General features: G+C 65.6%; 14 protein-coding genes. 7 read left to right on the forward strand and 7 right to left on the reverse strand.

Going from position 1 to position 17,819, the window contains the following annotated elements; all coding sequences use genetic code 11:
• Window positions 1–49: 49 nt before the first annotated feature.
• Genes QM707_RS08345 through rluD form a run of 4 tightly spaced genes read right to left on the reverse strand, consistent with a single transcriptional unit; the run spans window position 50 to window position 4,078 of the window.
• Window positions 50–1,567, reverse strand: a complete 1,518-nt coding sequence (locus QM707_RS08345) for a glycosyltransferase family 39 protein (protein WP_415001390.1) — start codon at window positions 1,565–1,567, stop codon at window positions 50–52.
• 13 nt (window positions 1,568–1,580) lie between these two features.
• Window positions 1,581–2,270 carry a glycosyltransferase family 2 protein gene (locus QM707_RS08350; protein WP_415001391.1) on the reverse strand — a complete coding sequence of 230 codons (690 nt, stop codon included), beginning with the start codon at window positions 2,268–2,270 and terminating at the stop codon, window positions 1,581–1,583.
• A 52-nt stretch (window positions 2,271–2,322) separates the two neighbouring features.
• A complete protein-coding gene (gene pgeF / locus QM707_RS08355) occupies window positions 2,323–3,075 on the reverse strand; it encodes a peptidoglycan editing factor PgeF (protein ID WP_415001392.1) in 753 nt (250 codons plus the stop codon).
• 7 nt (window positions 3,076–3,082) lie between these two features.
• A complete protein-coding gene (rluD, locus tag QM707_RS08360; protein WP_415001393.1) occupies window positions 3,083–4,078 on the reverse strand; it encodes a 23S rRNA pseudouridine(1911/1915/1917) synthase RluD in 996 nt (331 codons plus the stop codon).
• A 122-nt stretch (window positions 4,079–4,200) separates the two neighbouring features.
• Here rluD and QM707_RS08365 point away from each other — a divergent pair, with 122 nt between their 5' ends.
• On the forward strand, window positions 4,201–5,046 hold the full coding sequence (locus tag QM707_RS08365) for an outer membrane protein assembly factor BamD (protein WP_415001394.1): 846 nt from the start codon (window positions 4,201–4,203) through the stop codon (window positions 5,044–5,046).
• A 51-nt stretch (window positions 5,047–5,097) separates the two neighbouring features.
• On the opposite strand, the gene QM707_RS08370 is transcribed toward QM707_RS08365, so the two are convergent.
• From QM707_RS08370 to sucC, 3 genes are all read right to left on the reverse strand, one after another.
• The gene (locus QM707_RS08370) at window positions 5,098–6,726 is read right to left on the reverse strand and encodes an NAD+ synthase (RefSeq protein WP_415001395.1); all 1,629 of its coding nucleotides are present in this window, start codon (window positions 6,724–6,726) and stop codon (window positions 5,098–5,100) included.
• A gap of 90 nt (window positions 6,727–6,816) precedes the next feature.
• Window positions 6,817–7,692, reverse strand: a complete 876-nt coding sequence (sucD, locus tag QM707_RS08375) for a succinate--CoA ligase subunit alpha (protein ID WP_415001396.1) — start codon at window positions 7,690–7,692, stop codon at window positions 6,817–6,819.
• A gap of 88 nt (window positions 7,693–7,780) precedes the next feature.
• Window positions 7,781–8,944: an ADP-forming succinate--CoA ligase subunit beta gene (gene sucC, locus QM707_RS08380; protein ID WP_415001397.1), complete on the reverse strand. Its 1,164-nt coding sequence runs from the start codon at window positions 8,942–8,944 to the stop codon at window positions 7,781–7,783.
• A gap of 151 nt (window positions 8,945–9,095) precedes the next feature.
• Here sucC and QM707_RS08385 point away from each other — a divergent pair, with 151 nt between their 5' ends.
• The 6 genes from QM707_RS08385 (at window position 9,096) to QM707_RS08410 (ending at window position 17,719) form a co-directional block, all read left to right on the forward strand.
• Window positions 9,096–10,703 carry a sensor histidine kinase gene (locus QM707_RS08385; RefSeq protein ID WP_415001398.1) on the forward strand — a complete coding sequence of 536 codons (1,608 nt, stop codon included), beginning with the start codon at window positions 9,096–9,098 and terminating at the stop codon, window positions 10,701–10,703.
• Window positions 10,704–10,895: 192 nt separating this feature from the next.
• The gene (locus tag QM707_RS08390; RefSeq protein WP_415001399.1) at window positions 10,896–12,260 is read left to right on the forward strand and encodes a sigma-54-dependent transcriptional regulator; all 1,365 of its coding nucleotides are present in this window, start codon (window positions 10,896–10,898) and stop codon (window positions 12,258–12,260) included.
• 370 nt (window positions 12,261–12,630) lie between these two features.
• Window positions 12,631–13,062, forward strand: a complete 432-nt coding sequence (locus QM707_RS08395; protein WP_415001400.1) for a pilin — start codon at window positions 12,631–12,633, stop codon at window positions 13,060–13,062.
• A 164-nt stretch (window positions 13,063–13,226) separates the two neighbouring features.
• Window positions 13,227–13,658, forward strand: a complete 432-nt coding sequence (locus QM707_RS08400) for a pilin (RefSeq protein WP_415001401.1) — start codon at window positions 13,227–13,229, stop codon at window positions 13,656–13,658.
• A gap of 79 nt (window positions 13,659–13,737) precedes the next feature.
• Window positions 13,738–15,780: a tetratricopeptide repeat protein gene (locus tag QM707_RS08405; RefSeq protein WP_415001402.1), complete on the forward strand. Its 2,043-nt coding sequence runs from the start codon at window positions 13,738–13,740 to the stop codon at window positions 15,778–15,780.
• Between the two features lie 16 nt (window positions 15,781–15,796).
• Window positions 15,797–17,719 carry a hypothetical protein gene (locus QM707_RS08410; protein ID WP_415001403.1) on the forward strand — a complete coding sequence of 641 codons (1,923 nt, stop codon included), beginning with the start codon at window positions 15,797–15,799 and terminating at the stop codon, window positions 17,717–17,719.
• Window positions 17,720–17,819: the final 100 nt, after the last annotated feature.

Below are 17,819 nucleotides of genomic sequence, written 5' to 3' on the forward strand. Positions count from 1 at the left end.
TCGGAAATCGAGAATTCAAGGCAACTGCGGAGCGCCCGACAGCCGGCGATCAGCGTGGCGCCGGCTCGCGTATCCATGCCGTAGCATCGGCATCGTCGTAGATCATCCTGTAGCCTTCCAGCCGATTCAGCTCTTCCGGCGTAGTCAGGTAGTCGCGCCATTTCACCGAGTGGAAATAGACGATGAGTCGCGCGCGTCCAGCGCGCTCGCGCAAACGCGCATCGTGCTGCGCGTTGGGTCGCAGCGAATTGGGCTGGAAACGCGATGGCAGCATTCCCGCCTTCCGATGCATGTGCAGGGCGATGAGCTCCGGCGCATTGCTCAGCAGCGGCCAGTTCGCCGGCACCTGGCGCATCCAGCGCAGGATGTACATATCGCGCACCGAATGCGACGCGAACCCGATTCCTTCGCTCCGGCTGATCGACCAGAACAACAGGCCGGCCGGAACATTCAGGGCGAACGCGACCACGAGCATGGCCAGCCCGACCCTGGACAGCCACTTGCGCCGGATCGCCGCCAGGCACGCCACGGCAACGGCCAGCGCTATCGGCAGCAGGGGAAACAGGATGCGCTCGTCCAACGGCGTCTGGAAGTCCAGTAGCGAAATCGAGAACAGGATGAAGGCGGCGTAGGCCAGCGCATAGAGCGCCACGATCATCGGCATGCTCGACCGCTCCGCCCTGCCGCGAACGCTCCGCCGCACCAGCCAGATGGCCGCCGCGAGCAATACCAGGACGACGACGGGACCGGCGGCGCGCGGCAAATGCAACCAGCCCGACAGCACCCGGTTCGCATCCGCGAAGTGAGCCGGTCCGGGCGGATGCCAGGCCAGCGAGCGGCCCAGCGAACCGGCGCCGCGCGAGGCGTTGAACGCCAACCAGGCAAGGAAGGGCAACAAGGGAAGCACCGACGTCAGCAGCAAGACGCGCAGGCGCGCAACCCTCGTCCCTTCGCCGTCATGAAGCAATAGCGCGGCGGCATTGAGCAACAACAGGAACACGCCGGCATAGCGCGTCAACATCGCTCCCGCGCAAGCGACGACCAACAATGCGCGCCAACGCGCATCTCCCGGTCGCGACAGGACGCGCTCCAAGGCCACGACGTCGAGCAAGGCGAACGCGAGGAACATCGGCTCCGACCACAGCACGAGATGCATGTGCAGGAACCCGGGCTGCACGGCCAGGAGCAGGGCCAGGCAACAGGCTGCGATGGCGCCGGCACCGCAGCGCCGCAGCAGATAGGCGGCCAGGGCCAGGTTGCAGGCACCCGCCAGCGCGTTGATCCAACGCCCACCCACCAGCACGTCGTCGCTGATCGCCGTCGCAGCCGCGAGAAGCAAGGGCAGCAAGGGCGGCCACTTGGGCGGCAAGGCCAAAAAATCCAGGGTATCGACCAGGGCTTGCGCGGCGGCGGCGTAGGCCATCGAGTCCGGCGTCATGCCCACGCCCCAAGGCGTTCCCGCGACCACCAAGGCCGCCATCAGCACGCCGAGCAGGATGAGCGGGCCGGCGCCGGACTGGCGGTGCGCGCCGGAGGAAATCGGGGTTTCTGCGCTCGAGTCGCTCACGCGGACGGCCGCCCTAGCGGAAGAGGTTGTACTTGATGATGCAGTAGATCGCGCGCACTCCGTCCTTCCAGCCGATCTTCTTGCCCTGCTCGTAAGTGCGGCCGCGGTAGGAAATGCCGATCTCGTAGATCCGGCAATTCATCCGCGCGATCTTGGCGGTGATCTCCGGTTCGAAACCGAAACGGTTCTCCTCGATGCGCACCGACTGGATGATCTCGCGACGGAAGACCTTGTAGCAGGTTTCCATGTCCGTGAGGTTGAGGTTGGTGAACATGTTCGACATCAGGGTCAGCAGGCCATTGCCCAAGCGATGCCAGAAGTACAGGACCCGATGCGGCCCGGAGCCGATGAAGCGCGAGCCGTACACGACGTCGGCCTCGCCCTCGACGATCGGCGCCAGCAGGCGCGGGTATTCCCGGGGGTCGTATTCGAGGTCGGCATCCTGGATCAGCACGACATCGCCGGTGGCCGCTGCGATGCCGCTGCGCAAAGCAGCGCCTTTGCCGGCATTGCGTTCGTGCAGCACGAGGCGGTCGTACAACGCGGGCTGCATCGCCTGCAGCAGATCGCGGGAGCCGTCGGTAGAACAATCGTCGACAACGATCACCTCGATGTCGGGCCATGGCGCCGCGCGCACGGCCTCGAGCAGCGCCACGATCGTGGCGGTCTCGTTGTAGCAGGGAATGACGACGGAAAGCTTCAAGACCGTTCCTTTGGATGGTCGCGACAGGAGGGGGCTGCCTGCCGCCAGGGACTCACGGGCGCATCCAGATCAGACTGGCCATGCGGCCGGTACTCTGGTCGCGCCGATGGGAATAGAAGCGCTGCGGGTCGGAAATCGTACACAGGCCTCCGCCGAAAACGCGATCGAGCCCGACGCGCGCCAGGCGTTGTCGCGCCAATGCGTACAAGTCGACGCGCCAATGCCCCGCACGGGTCGAGGCGAAGGCGGAAGCCGCGGCGACATCGGAAGCGAGGAAAGCCTCGCGCACTTCGTCGCCGACTTCATAGGCGGTCGGTCCCGCCGCCGGCCCCAGCCAGGCCAGCAATCGCGCGGGCGGCGTGCGCATCGCCGATACCGTGCTTTCCAATACGCCGGCCGCCAAGCCGCGCCAGCCCGCGTGCGCGGCACCGACTTCGCTGCCGTCGGCCGCACAGAACAGTACCGGCAGGCAATCGGCGGTCAGGACCGCCAGCACGCAGCCCGGCGTCGACGTCACCGACGCGTCGGCGACCGGTTCCGTGCGATCGTCCTGCGTTACGGCAGCGTCGAAACGGGCGACCGCCACGCCGTGCACCTGTTGCAACCAGTTCGGCGCCGAGGGCAGTTCGAGCGCCCGCCGAAGGCGGTGGCGATTCTCCGTGGCGCAGGCGACATCGTCGCCGCAGCGGATGCCGAGATTGAAGCGGTCGAACGGGCGTTCCGACACGCCGGGGCCGTCGCGCTGCGTCGTCAGCCCGATCACGTTCGTCGGCGCGGGCCAGTCGGCCGCAAGCACTCCCGCCATCGCCCGCTCAGCCCTTGAACGCGGCCGTGTCGGCGCGCAGGGCGCCGATCAGGGCCTGCATGTCGGGCGGAATCGCAGCCTGCGTACTGACCGTGCGGCCGTCCACCGGGTGCTCGAACTCCAACTTCTCGGCGTGCAGCGCCTGGCGCTTGAACGCACGCAAGGCCTCGGCCAGATCCGGCGTCGCCGCTTTCGGCAATTTGAACGATCCGCCGTACAGCGGATCGCCGATCAGCGGATGCTTGGCGTGCATCATGTGCACGCGGATCTGGTGCGTGCGGCCCGTTTCGAGCCGGCACTCCACCACCGTGTGGGCGCGGAAGCGTTCGCGCACGCGATAGTGCGTGACCGCATCGCGTCCCTGGCCTTCCTTCACCACGGCCTGCCGCAGCCGATCGGTGGGATGACGACCGATGGGCGCGTTCACGGTGCCGCCGGCGATCATCGGCCCGACCACCACGGCCACGTACTGCCGATGGACTTCGCGTTCCGACAATTGCTCCACCAGGGCCGCGTGCGCCCGCAGCGAACGCGCCACGACCATCAGGCCGGAGGTGTCCTTGTCGAGGCGGTGCACGATGCCGGCACGCGGCAATTCGGCCATGCGCGGATCGAAATGCAGCAGGGCGTTGACCAGCGTGCCCGACGCGTTGCCCGCACCGGGATGCACCACCAGCCCGGCCGGCTTGTTGATCACCAGCAGGTCCTCGTCCTCGTAAACCCGCTCGAAATCGATGGCCTCGGGCAGGGAACGGACCTCGATTTCGGTCTTGGCGCGCAGGAACACGGCCTCGCCCCCGCGAACCGGATCGCGCGGCTTGACGGTTTCGCCGTCGAGCAAGGCCTGACCGGTCTTGATCCACTCGGTCAGGCGGGATCGGGAGAATTCCGGGAACATCTCGGCCAGCGCCTGGTCGAAGCGCCTGCCGGCCAGTTCCAGCGGCACCTCGGCCTCGAGCAGCTCGTGTTCGGAATCGTCGGAATGGCTGGCGCCTGGATTCATGCCTTGGCCTCGGGTAGGGGCCAGGCCCCGGACGGACCCCGGGCCCTTCATGGAGGCGGCTCGGAGCTTTCGGTTATTATCCCTCAACTGCTGCCCCGCAGCCCCCAGAGAAATTCGGCCCGATGATTCGTCTCTCCGTCGCCCTGCGCGTATTCCTGTTCGTGGCTTTCGCCTTGAGTCTGGGCGGCTGCAAGACCATCGGCGGCTGGTTCGGCGGCGACACCGAGCCGGAGACCGAGACCCTGCCGGTCGAGGCGCTGTATGCCCGCGGCAAGGAATACCTCGTGGAGGGCAGCGAATCCAAGTCGATCAAGTATTACCAGCGCCTCGTCGCGCGCTTCCCGTTCGGCCCCTACAGCGAACAGGCGCAGCTCGAGCTGGTCTACGCCCAGTTCAAGACCGGCAAGCTCGAGGACGCCACGGCGGGCATCGACCGTTTCATCCGCACCTATCCGCGCCATCGTCACATCGACTACGCCTACTATCTCAAGGCGCTGATCAATTTCGATCGCGAGCGCACCATCTTCACCCGCCTGGCGCGCCTGGACCTGTCGCAGCGCGACCTCGCCAGCCCGACGCAGAGCTACAACGACTTCAACGACGTCATCCGTCGCTACCCGAACAGCCGTTACGCCGCCGATGCGCGCCAGCGCATGGTCTATCTGCGTAATCTGCTGGCCCGCCACGACATCATCGTCGGCCTGTACTACTACCGTCGCGGCGCTTATGTCTCGGCGGCGGCGCGCGGCAAGTACGCCCTGGAAACCTACCCCCAGAGCGAATACGACGGCGACGCGGTGGCGCTGATGGCGGCTTCGTACGACAAGCTCGGCCAGGAAACGCTGAATGCCGATGCCAAGCGCGTGCTGCAGCAGAATTACCCCAACCACCCCTACCTCTCCGGCGATTGGCCGCGACGCAAGGGCTTCTGGCGCCAGCTGAATCCCTTCGCCGGCGAAATGAAGTAAGAAAAAAACCCCGCTTCGGCGGGGTTTTTTGTAACGGATCGCTCGAAGCGATCAGCCGTATCCCGACGTGATCGGATAGCGCCGTTCGCGGCCGAAGGCCCGGCGCGAAAGTTTCGGCCCGGGCGCGGCCTGCCGCCGTTTCCATTCGCTGATCTTCACCAGGCGCAGCACACGGCGGACAACCTCCGCATCGAAGCCCTCGGCGATGATTTCCGCCCCGGATTTTTCCTGGTCGACATGGCGATAGAGGATGGCGTCGAGCAGGTCGTAGGGCGGCAACGAGTCCTGGTCCTTCTGGTTCTCGCGCAGTTCCGCCGACGGCGGCCGATCGATCACCGCCTGCGGGATCACCTCGCCGTCGCCCTGTCGGTTGCGCCAGCGGCACAGGGCGAACACCTCGGTCTTGTACAGATCCTTGATCGGCGCGAATCCCCCGCACATGTCGCCGTAGATGGTCGCGTAGCCAACCGAATACTCGCTCTTGTTGCCGGTCGTCAGCACGAGGCCGCCGAACTTGTTCGATAGCGCCATCAGGATCGCGCCGCGAGAGCGCGATTGCAGGTTTTCTTCCGTAGTGTCCGGCGCACGGCCGGCGAACATGGGCGCCAGGGCATCCAGGAAGCCCTGGAACGGCGTTTCGATCGGCACCGCGTGCAAGGTCGCGCCCAGCTTGCGCGCCTGCACTTCGGCAAGATCGTTGGAAAGATCGGCCGTGTAGCGCGAAGGCATGCGCACGGCGTTGACGTTCTCCGCGCCCAATGCATCGACTGCCAGGGCCAGCACCAGGGCCGAATCGACGCCGCCGGACAATCCGAGCCAGACCTTGCCGAAGCCGTTCTTTCCGCAGTAATCGCGGATGCCCCGCACGATCGCGCGCCAGGCCAGCGATTCGGCGCTGCCATCGCTTTCTTCCGGCCAGAGGCGGCGGGCGAAACACCGCGACTGCGCGTCGTAGTCGGCAACCAGCCAGTGGTCTTCGAACGCTTTCGCGGCCGGATGAAAACCGCCATCGCCATCGGCGAGATCCGATGCGCCGTCGAACACGACTTCGTCCTGTCCGCCAACCACGTTGAGGTAGGCGAGGCCGACGCCGGTTTCGCGCACGCGCTGGGCCAGCAAGGCATCGCGCTGTTCGAGCTTGCCGCGTTCGTAGGGCGAAGCGTTGGGTACGACGACGAGGCTGGCGCCCGCCCCGACGGTGCGGGCCAGCGGTTCGGCGAACCACAGGTCTTCGCAGATCACCAGGCCCACCGGAACGCCCGCGACATCGAAGACGCAGGCCTCGCCGTCCGGATCGACGCTGAAGTAGCGCCGCTCGTCGAATACCGCATAGTTGGGCAATTCCTGCTTGCGATAGGTCGCTTCGATCGCACCGTCGCGCAACACGCTGGCCGCGTTGAACACGACCGCGCCCACCGCCTGCGGCCAACCGACGACGACGACGATGCCGTGCACCGAGGCCGCCAGCGAATCCATCGCGCGCTGGCAATCGGCCAGGAAGGCCGGGCGCTGCAACAGATCTTCCGGCGGATATCCGCAGAGCGCGAGTTCGGGGAACAGCACCAAGTCGGCATGATGCGTATCGCGCGCCTCGTCGATCATCCTGGCGATGCGCGCGGCGTTGCCGGCGATGTCGCCCACCGGGAAATCGAACTGGGCCAGCGCGATGCGGATCGTCATCCGTCGGTATCCATCAAGCGAAAGGCCGCGCCAAGTTAGCGCGGCCTTTCGTGTTTGTCAGCCATCGTTGCGTCGCGGTCGGCGGCGCGTTCAGCCCTGCAGGCGCTTGGCGATGGCCGCACCGAGGTCGCCCGGCGATTTCACCGTGGTGACGCCGGCCTTCTCCAACGCCTCGAACTTGCCGGCCGCCGTGCCCTTGCCGCCCGAAGCGATCGCGCCCGCGTGGCCCATGCGCTTGCCGGCCGGCGCCGAGGCGCCGGCGATGAAGCCGACGACCGGCTTGGTGACGTACTGCGCGATGAACTCGGCGGCTTCCTCTTCGGCGCTGCCGCCGATTTCGCCGACCATGATGATGCCCTCGGTCTGCGGGTCGTCCTGGAACAGTCGCAGGCAGTCGATGAAGTTCATGCCCTGCATCGGGTCGCCGCCGATGCCGATGCAGGTGGACTGGCCGAGCTTGGCGTCGGTCGTCTGCTTCACCGCTTCGTAGGTCAGCGTGCCGGAACGCGAAACGATGCCGATCTTGCCCGGCATGTGGATGTGTCCCGGCATGATGCCGATCTTGCACTCGCCCGGCGTGATGATGCCGGGGCAGTTCGGACCGATCAGCACGACGTCGTCGTAGCCGCGCAGCGTGTTCTTCACGCGCAGCATGTCGAGCACCGGAATGCCTTCGGTGATGCAGACGATGACGCGGATGCCGGCATCGGCCGCTTCCAGGATGGCGTCGGCCGCGAACGGCGGCGGCACGTAGATGACGGAAGCGTCGGCGCCGGTCTCGTCCACCGCCTCGCGCACCGTGTTGAACACCGGCAGGCCGATGTGGGTCGTGCCGCCCTTGCCCGGCGTGACGCCGCCGACCACCTGGGTTCCGTACTCGACCATCTGTTCGGCGTGGAAGGTGCCCTGGGTGCCGGTGAAACCCTGCACGATGACCTTGGTGTTCTTGTTGATCAGGACGCTCATTGGGTATTCCTGGTTCTTTCCGTAGGAGCGGCCGCGGCCGCGACGGGAGTGTTGTTCGAGGTTGCGACTCGCGTCGCTCCTACGCTGTTCAGCCCTTGGCGGCCGCAACGGCCTTCCTGGCGCCGTCGTTGATGTCGTCGGCCGGCGTGATCGCGAGGCCGCTGTTCTTCAGCAGTTCCTTGCCGGCTTCGACGTTGGTGCCTTCCAGGCGAACGATCACCGGAACCTTGACGTCGACTTCCTTGACCGCGGCGATGATGCCCTCGGCGATCATGTCGCAACGCACGATGCCGCCGAAGATGTTGACGAAGATCGCCTTCACCTTGTCGGAACTCAGGATCAGCTTGAACGCCTCGGTCACGCGCTCCTTGGTGGCGCCGCCGCCGACGTCGAGGAAGTTGGCCGGCGAACCGCCGTTGAGCGCGATCACGTCCATCGTCGCCATAGCCAGGCCGGCGCCGTTGACCATGCAGCCGATGTTGCCGTCCATGGTCACGTAGTTCAGGTCGTGCTGGCTGGCCAGCACTTCGGTCTCGTCTTCCTGGCGGATGTCGCGCATCGCCGCCAGTTCCGGATGACGGAAGGTGGCGTTGTCGTCGGAATTGATCTTGCCGTCGAGCACGGCGAGATCGCCGTTCTTCAGGATGGCCAGCGGATTGAGCTCGACCAGCGCCAGGTCCTTCTCGTTGAACAGTTTGTACAGGCCCAGCATGATCTTCGTGAGCTGATTGACCTGCTTGGCGTTCAGGCCGAGCGAGAAACCCATGTCGCGGCACTGGTAGGGCTGCAGGCCCTGCACATAGTTCACGTGCAACGTCTTGATCGCATCCGGCGTTTCGGCCGCCACCTTCTCGATCTCGACGCCGCCTTCGGCGGAGGCGATGAAGGTGATCGTCTTGCTGGCGCGGTCGGTGAGGACCGAGAGATACAGTTCCTTGGCGATGTCCGTGCCTTCGGAAACCAGCACGCAGTCGATCGGCAGAGCGACGCCGGCGGACTGGTAGGTCGCCATGCGGGTGCCGAGCATGCCCTTGGCGTAGTCGCGGACCTCGTCGTAGGACCTGGCCAGCTTCACGCCACCGGCCTTGCCGCGACCGCCGGCATGGATCTGCGCCTTGACGACCCGAAGGTCGCCCGGAATGGCCTTGGCGGCGGCGACGGCCTCTTCCGGGTTACGGGCGACGCGACCCGTCGGTACGGCGATGCCGTAGTCGGCGAACAGCTGCTTGGCCTGGTATTCGTGGAAATTCATGCGTCACCTTGGGAAGGAACCAGCGGGGTCGATCGGGGCATGTGCCGCCCGAATCGTCGAAAAACGAGGGGGCGTATTGTCGCCGACCCTCCCGGTAAAGGCAAAATGGGTACCCGACCCGATGGCAACCGCAACCGCGCGCCGACCACGCATGCCGAGCCCTACCACCCTCAGAACCAGCGTGACGATGCAGCGGCAGGAGCTGTATTTCTTCACCCTGTTCCGGATGCTCGAAGCGAGCCTGATGGCGCTGGCGACGCTGACGCCCCTTGGCCTGCGGGTCGTCGACATTCCCTATCCGCTGGTCGCGCAGGCGATCGCCATCGTCTATCTCATCGCCTCCGCGGTGCTGCTGGTCGCCAGCCGCAACCCGGATCACCGCCTTCGCCGACAGGTGGCCGTCGGGCTGGCGATCGACATCGCGGCGGCGGCCGGCGCGCTGATCGCGACCGAGGGTGGCGAAGGCAGCATCTCGATGTTCCTCGTATTCAACCTGGCCGCAGGCAGCCTCATCCTCACCGCCAGCGCCAGTATCGGGTTCGCCATCGCCGCCGCCTGCGCCCTGCTCGCCGAATACGTCTTCAGTCGTCTGCTCGGGACCGAGAACCGTCCGATCGCCGAGCCCATGATGTTCTCGGTGACCTACATGGCGACCGCCCTGCTCTGCCAGCAACTGCGCAAGCAGATGCACAAGAGCGAAGCGCTGGCCGAGCAGCGCGGCGAGGAGCTGGCCAATCTCGCCGAGCTCAACGAACTGGTGATCAGGCGCATGCGTACCGGCGTCCTGGTGGTCGATGGCGCCCATCGCATCCGCCTCGCGAACGAAGCCGCCTGGGGCCTGCTGGGCCACCCGTCGCCGGATCGACGCGATCTCGCCGACGTCGCGCCCACCCTGCACCAGAGCCTGTGGCACTGGCGCCAGGGTCGTGGCGACATCCCGAAAGCGATGGTGTTCGCCGAAGGCCTGGCCGAGGTGTTGCCGCGTTTCGTCGCACTGAGCCTGACGGACAAGCTCTTCCTGATCTTCCTCGACGACAGCCGCATCTACTCCGGCCGCGCCGAGGAACTGACGCTGACGACGCTGGGCCGTTTGTCGGCCAGCATTGCGCACGAGATCCGCAATCCGCTCGCTTCGATCAGCTATTCGGCGCAATTGCTCGACGAATCGCCCGATCTTCCGGAAACCGACCGGCGCCTGCTGGAAATCATCCACTCGCAGTGCCAACGAATGAACGCGATCGTGCAGAACATCCTCGGCATGGCCAGGCGCGAGCGGGCGCAGACGGAAAGCATGGACCTGGCGGCGTTCGCGCGCAGTTTCGTCAACGAGTATCGCGTCAGCCATCCGCTCGAGAACGACGTGCTGCAGATGGTCAATCCGTCCGGCTACCCGGTCTACGCCATGGCCGACCCGCGCCATCTGCACCAGGTGCTCACGGTGCTGGTACAGAACGCCTTGACCTATGGTCGCGAACCCGGCCGTCCGGCCCAGGTGACCGTCGCGGTAAGGCAGGACTCGCAGGAAACCTCGCCCGTGCTTGAGGTGATCGACCGCGGCCCGGGCATCCCGCCGGTAGTGGCCGAGCAGATCTTCTCGCCCTTCTACACGACCAGCGAACACGGCACCGGCCTGGGCTTGTATATCGCGCGCCAGCTCTGCGAGGCGAACCAGTGCGTGCTCAACTACGAGTCGGTACCGGCCGGCGGCAGTTGCTTCAGGATCGCCCTGCCTGCGGTCAAATCGCTGATCTCGGCCTGAGTCGGACCCAGGGCATGCGCCAAGGCTTCCGGCCTCCGGCCATTCCGGCTATCGTGTCTCCCATCCCCCCGGATGACCTGCCCGCTTCCCCCATGAGTTCCCGCCGCGATGTCAGAAAACGGGCCCCGTTGAGCCTTTGCCGTGGTCGGCCGTCCAGCCCCTGCCGGTCTTCCGCGCGGGAGCTCCGCTGAGATGGCCGTGACTCGCAGTGCGCTGGTGGTCGACGACGAACGCGACATCCGCGAGTTGTTAGTCCTGACCTTGGGTCGAATGGGGTTGCGCGTCGATACCGCCGCCGATCTCTCTTCCGCCAGGGCGCAACTGGCTTCGGACAAATACGACCTGTGCCTGACCGATATGCGTCTGCCGGACGGCACCGGCCTCGATCTGGTCAGTCACATCAGCCAGCGGCATCCGGAAACGCCGGTGGCGATGATCACGGCCCATGGCAACGTGGAAGCCGCCGTCAGCGCCTTGAAAGCCGGCGCCTTCGATTTCGTCACCAAGCCGGTCGACCTCTCGGTGCTGCGTCGCCTGGTGCAGAGTGCACTGGATCTCGGCGAACAACGCCGCCTGCAGCAGCCGGCCAGCAATCGCCTGATCGGCGACTCGCCACGCATGCAGTTGCTGCGCGCGACCATCGCCAAGGTGGCGCGCAGTCAGGCTCCGGTGTACATCAGCGGCGAATCCGGCGTCGGCAAGGAACTGGTCGCGCGCCTGATCCACGAACAAGGCGCGCGCTCGGGCGCGCCCTTCGTTCCTGTCAATTGCGGCGCCATCCCGACCGAACTGATGGAAAGCGAGTTGTTCGGCCACAAGAAGGGCAGCTTCACCGGCGCTCACGCCGACAAGGAAGGCCTGTTCCAGTCCGCCAATGGCGGCACGCTTTTCCTCGACGAAGTCGCCGAATTGCCCTTGCACATGCAGGTCAAGCTGCTGCGCGTGATCCAGGAGAAGACCGTGCGCGCCATCGGCGCCCCCAACGAAGCGCCGGTCGACGTGCGCGTGTTGTCGGCGACGCACAAGAACTTGGCCAAGCTGGTCGAGGACGGCCGCTTCCGCCACGATCTGTACTACCGCATCAACGTGATCGAACTGCCGGTACCGCCGTTGCGCGAGCGCCGCGAAGACATCCCGATGATCGCCGAGTCGGTGTTGCTCAAGCTCAGCGTCGAGCTGGGCGAAAACCTGCCGCCGCTGTCGGATGCGGCGATGACCGCCTTGATGCGCTATCCCTTCCCGGGAAACGTGCGCGAACTCGAGAACATCCTCGAACGCGCCGTGGCGATGTGCGACGGCGCGCGCATCGAGATCGGCGATCTGAATCTACCGGCCGTCAGCGAATTCATCGTCGACTCGGCGCAGAACACCGGTGTACGCCTGGTCGCACGCACCACCGCCGAGGCCGCCCTGCCTGATGCGCTCGAACAGATCGAACGCGAAGCCATCCAGGCCGCGCTCGAGGCCTGCCGCTACAACAAGACAAAGGCGGCAGCCCATCTCGGCATCACCTTCCGGGCGCTGCGGTACAAACTCAAGAAGCTGGGCATGGATTGAGCAAGATTTGCTCACAACCCAGATGCGACTGACGAAATTTGTCAGAAACTGCCCTTGGGCCCAGCAGCCTTCCTTGATGCCCCCTTGCGCAGCCTCCACGCCGGCCCGGCGGACTCCCGTGCCGCGAAAAGCGTGCGCCGCTCAACAGTTCCGGGCATGGCATCGCGTGAGGCAAGCCGCGCTTGCCGGAATCGGCGTCTTTCTGCGTTTCCCGAAACTTGACCCAGATCGCAAAGCCGAGCCGGACTGGATTTTCTGGCACGGATGATGCAAGGTCACCATCGCATGTGCATGGCGTGCGCCGCCTGAAGGACCGGAACGCCAGCGTCATGCATGTGAGCTTTAAACCACACACCCTAGGGGATACACCATGCAGAACCAGAAAGGCTTTACCCTCATCGAACTGATGATCGTGGTCGCCATCATCGCGATCCTGGCCGCCATCGCCATCAGCCAGTACCAGGACTATGTGATCCGTTCGCAGGTCTCGGAAGGCTCCTCGCTCGCCGACGGCATGAAGACCGCCGTGGCCGAGTTCTACAACAACCAGGGCCGCTTCGCGGACGCCAACGCCTCCTACGGCCTGGCCGCTCCGGAATCGATCGTCGGTACCTACGTCTCGTCCGTCGGCGTCGCCGGTGGCGTGATCACCGCCCACTTCGACCAGGACAAGTCGAACGACGCGATTACCGCCGAGTCCCTGAGCTTCTCGCCGATCACCCACTCGGGCTCGATCGAATGGGCTTGCAACAAGTCGGACGGCATGAAGAACAAGTGGGTCGCCACGATCTGCCGCGACTAACTGTCTGCTGCTTAGTTCCAGGAAAGGGCCGCTTGCGCGGCCCTTTTTCTTTGCCTCTCTGACAGGGCGGTTGGCACGTTTCCTGCTTTTTACTCTGGGAGCCAGCATGCCGCGGGTACTTTCGCCGGGCTGGGAATTTAGGGCGCTTAACCAGGGGGCTTCAGATGAAAACGCAGCACGGCTTCACCCTTATCGAACTGATGATCGTGGTCGCCATCATCGCGATCCTCGCCGCCATCGCCATCAGCCAGTACTCGGACTACGTGATCCGGTCCCAGCTCTCCGAGGGTTCGGCCCTGATCGACGGCATGAAGACCGCCGTGGCCGAGTTCTACAACAACCAAGGCCGCTTCGCGGAGTCCAACTCCTCCTACGGCTTGGCCGCCCCCGACTCGATCGTCGGTACCTACGTCTCGTCCGTCGGCGTCGCCAGTGGCGTGATCACCGCCCACTTCGACCAGCCCAAGTCGAACGAAGTGATCCGCGACCAGACCCTGCAGTTCTCGCCGATCACGCACTCGGGCAGCATCGAGTGGGTCTGCAACCGCTCCAGCGATCTGAAGACCAAGTGGGTGCCGACGATCTGCCGCAACTGACGGATCGCCGCGACTACGCCGATTCGACAATCGGCTACCATCGGAAGGGCCGCTTGTGCGGCCCTTCCTGTTTCTACGGATGACCGCCATTCCCGCGCGCAAACTCGATTTCCTGCCCCTCGCAGGCCTGGCGGCGATCCTGTTGCTTGCCTGGGCCAGCTATCTGCCGGGGCTGAGCGGAGGATTCCTGTTCGACGACTTCGTCAATCTCGACGCCCTCGGAAAGCGCGGCGCGATCGACGACTGGCCCTCCTTCCTTCGCTACCTCACCTCCGGGACGGCCGATCCGACCGGGCGACCGCTCGCCCTGCTGAGTTTCCTCATCGATGCCCGCGACTGGCCGGCCGATCCCTATCCGTTCCTGCGCACGAATCTGATCCTGCACCTGCTCAATGGCGGCCTGCTCTATCTGTTGTTGCGTCGTCTCGAAAACCAGCTAAGCGGCCGCGACGACGCGGGCAGATGGGTGGCCTTGCTGGCCGCCGCGTTCTGGCTGCTGCATCCGCTGCTGGTCTCGACCACGCTGTACATCGTCCAACGCGAAGCGATCTTGCCGGCGACTTTTTCCCTGCTGGGCCTGATCGTCTACGTCGACGGACGGCGGCGCTATGCCGAAAGCGCGGGGACGCGCGGGATCGCGGCGATGTGGCTGGGCATCGGAGCCGGCACGTTCTGCGCGCTGCTCTGCAAGGCCAACGGCATCCTGCTGCCTTTGCTCGCCGCCACCCTCGCGACCACGACGCTTCGGCGCAATGATGCCGAACTATCCGCACCTGCACGCAGCGCCCTGCGCCGCCACGAGTTCGTCCTGCTGGTCTTGCCCGCGCTGGCCGTAGCGGCCTACCTGTCGCGCTTCCTTTTCCGCCTCGACAAGGACCTGGCCCATCGCGCATGGACCATCGGAGAACGACTGCTCACCGAGCCGCGCGTGCTTTGCGAATATCTCGGCCTGCTGTTCGTCCCGCGTTCGATCTCGACCGGCTTGTTCAACGACGAGTACCTGGTCTCGACCGGATGGTGGCAACCGGCGACCACGCTTCCCAGTCTGATGCTCGTGCTGGGATTGATGGCGGCGGCATGGCATTGGCGCTCGCGAATGCCGCGGTTTTCCGCCGCGATCCTGTTCTTCTTCGCCGGCCACGTGCTGGAATCCACGGTCGTGCCGCTCGAGCTGTACTTCGAGCACCGCAACTATCTCCCGGCCATGCTGCTGTTCTGGCCGCTGGCGCACGTCATCGTAGGTTGGCAAAGACCGGTCGCCTGGCGCGCGGCCCTTGCCATCGGCCTGCTCGCGCTCCTGTCGTTCACGACCTGGCAGCGCGCCAGTCTCTGGGGGCAACCGGATCGACTGGCCCAGCTGTGGGCGGCTCGCAATCCCGACTCGCCGCGGGCCCAGGCCAACGCGGCGCTGGCGCTGATGGGGCAAAAGCAACCCGAGCTTGCCGCGCGCATCCTGCTTCCGTTGTGGCAAGCCCGCCCCTACGAGCTGCAGCTCGCCTTCAACTACGTCAATGCCCGCTGTGCGATGGGTGGCATTACGACGCAGGAAGCCGAGGCGGTCGCGCGAAGCCTGCGCGGCAGCGACGGCGAAGACCTGCTCACGCACCGCTGGTTGAGCCGCAGCCTCGGCGCGGCGGCCGGCAACGCCTGCCCGGGCATGGACCTGTCCACCGTCGAACGCTGGATCTCGGCGGCGCGCGCGAACCCGCATATCGCGCGCATCGGCCAGATCGACCAGACACTCGAACCCCTGCTCGGCGAACTGGCCGTGCATCGCGGCGATCCGGACCTGGCGCTGCAGCACTATCGCAAGGCCTTGCGATCGCAGCCGAATCCGGACTTCGCGGCGCGCATGGTCGCCTTCCTCGCCGCTCACGGGCATTACGCGCAGGCGCTCGCCCTGCTGGACGAATACGAAACGATCGGCCACCGGCAGTCGCGGCCACGCTTCGGCATGGCGCGCCTGCATGCCAAGGTAATGCAATGGCAAGGCTTCTGGCCGCACGAGATGGGCGAACTGCGCAGGAAACTACAGGAAGAGATTGCATCTCGACCCGTCGAGGGTGGCGATCGCGGAAACGACGCCGTGCCGAACGATGATGCACCCGCCACCCCGCCGTGAAAACCAACCGTCGAACATGACAAGCACGGGAACATCGAAGGCGAGCCTGTTCGGCCTGTTGGCGATCGTCGTCGGCGTCTTCGCCGTGTATTGGCCCGGCCTCGGCGGCGGCTTTGCCTTCGACGACTACCCGAACATCGTGCTCAACAAGTTCCTGCACGTGAAGGATCTGGACGGGCCCGACTGGTTGGCCGCGATGTTCTCGTCCAACGCCGGCCGATTGCAGCGGCCGCTCGCCATGCTGAGCTTCGCCATCCAGCACTACTTCACCGGATTGGCGCCGGCACCGATGAAATTCGCCAACATCGCGATCCATGCATTGAACGCGGTCCTGGTCTTCGGACTATGCCGCGCGATCCTCCGCACGATGGGCGGCGACGAACGGCGCGACACATGGGCCGCCATGGCGATGGCCGCGTTGTGGGCCTTCTTCCCGATAAACCTGATGGGCGTGTTGTTCATCGTCCAGCGCATGGAGAGCCTCAGCCATACCTTCGTCTTCGCCGGCCTGTGGATCTACGTGCTGGGCCGGCACCGGCAGATGCAGGGCATGCCGGGCCTCGGCCTGGCCGTGTGCGGGCTCGCGTTCGGCGGCGTGCTGGGCGTGATGTGCAAGGAATCGGCGGTGCTGCTGCCGTTGTATTCGTTCCTGCTTGAAGTTTTCGTCTTCGGTTTTCGCGGTCCTGCCGGCAGGCGCGATCGGCGACTGCACTGGCTCTACGCCATCGTCCTGCTGCTGCCGGCGATCGCCGCTGTCGCCTGGCTGCTGCCGAAGGCGATGTCGGAGAACGCCTATGCGCGCCGGGATTTCGACCTGGGCGAAAGGTTGCTGACCCAACCACGCGTGCTGATCGACTACCTGCGCTGGACGATCTTCCCGCCCTTGTCCGAACTTGGCCTCTATCACGACGACTACCCAGTCTCGCGCGGCTTGCTCTCGCCACCGTCGACCCTGCTCGGGCTGGTGCTGGTTCCGTCCCTGATCGCCTTGGCCATCGCGCTGCGATCGCGGCGACCGCTTCTATGCCTTGGCATCGCCTGGTTCTTCGCCGCACAAGCCCTGACGGCAACGTTCATTCCGCTCGAACTGGTGTTCGAGCACCGGAACTACTTCGCTTCGCTGGGCGTCGCGATCGCCTTGGTCGATCTCCTGCTGCTGGCGCCACGCGACCAAACGCGGAAGCAACTCGGCGCGGCCGTGCTGCTGGTGACGGTGGTCATGCACGCCGGTCTGACGCACTTGCGCGCGCGCGAATGGCGCGACCCCTTGTCCTTCGCCCAGACGGAAGCGAGCAAGCACCCCGATTCGCCGCGAGCGACCTACGCGCTGGCGCAATTGCTTGTCGCCCTCTCGAAGGGCGACAAGCACTCGGCGATCGGCCAGGAAGCGTTCGCCGCGCTGGAACGCGCGCGGCGTGCGCCCAACAGCAATGTGCTGCCGGTCCAGGGGCTGCTGCTGTTCGCCGCCCAGACGGGCTCGCCCTTGAAGGACGAATGGTGGGATGAGCTGACGTCCAAGCTCGCGACCCGACCGATCGGCCCGCAGGAACGCGGCGCCCTCGCCTCCCTGAACGAATGCGCGATATCCCGGCGATGCCATTTCCCTCCCGGCAGGATGCTCACGGTCTTCGCTGCGGCCCTCAGCCGTCGCGACGATCTCGAAGTACTGAATGTCTACGGAAACTACGCGTTGAACGTGCTGGGCGATCGGCCTCTCGCCGAGAACATCGCGCGCGAAGTCAGCGCGCGGGCGCCGCGGAACCTGCAGTATCGCGAAAACCTGATCCGCGTCCTGATCGCCTTTGGGAAATACGACGAGGCACGTGCCCAGATCGCCGTCCTGCGGGAGTCCGGGCGTTTCGGATCGGCCCGCACCCGTGCCGACGCCATGGAGCGCCGGCTTGAAAAGGCGCGGCTGAAGACGGCGCCCGGCCACTGAGCCTCGCCTTCTTGCGCCAGGCGTCCATTCGCCTTCCAAAGCCTGGCAGCCCACACAAGTCTTGCGGCGCCGGAACGCCTCGGATACAACAAGGGTAGGC

This window comes from Arenimonas sp. (genome assembly GCF_047602345.1).
GTDB lineage: Bacteria > Pseudomonadota > Gammaproteobacteria > Xanthomonadales > Xanthomonadaceae > Arenimonas.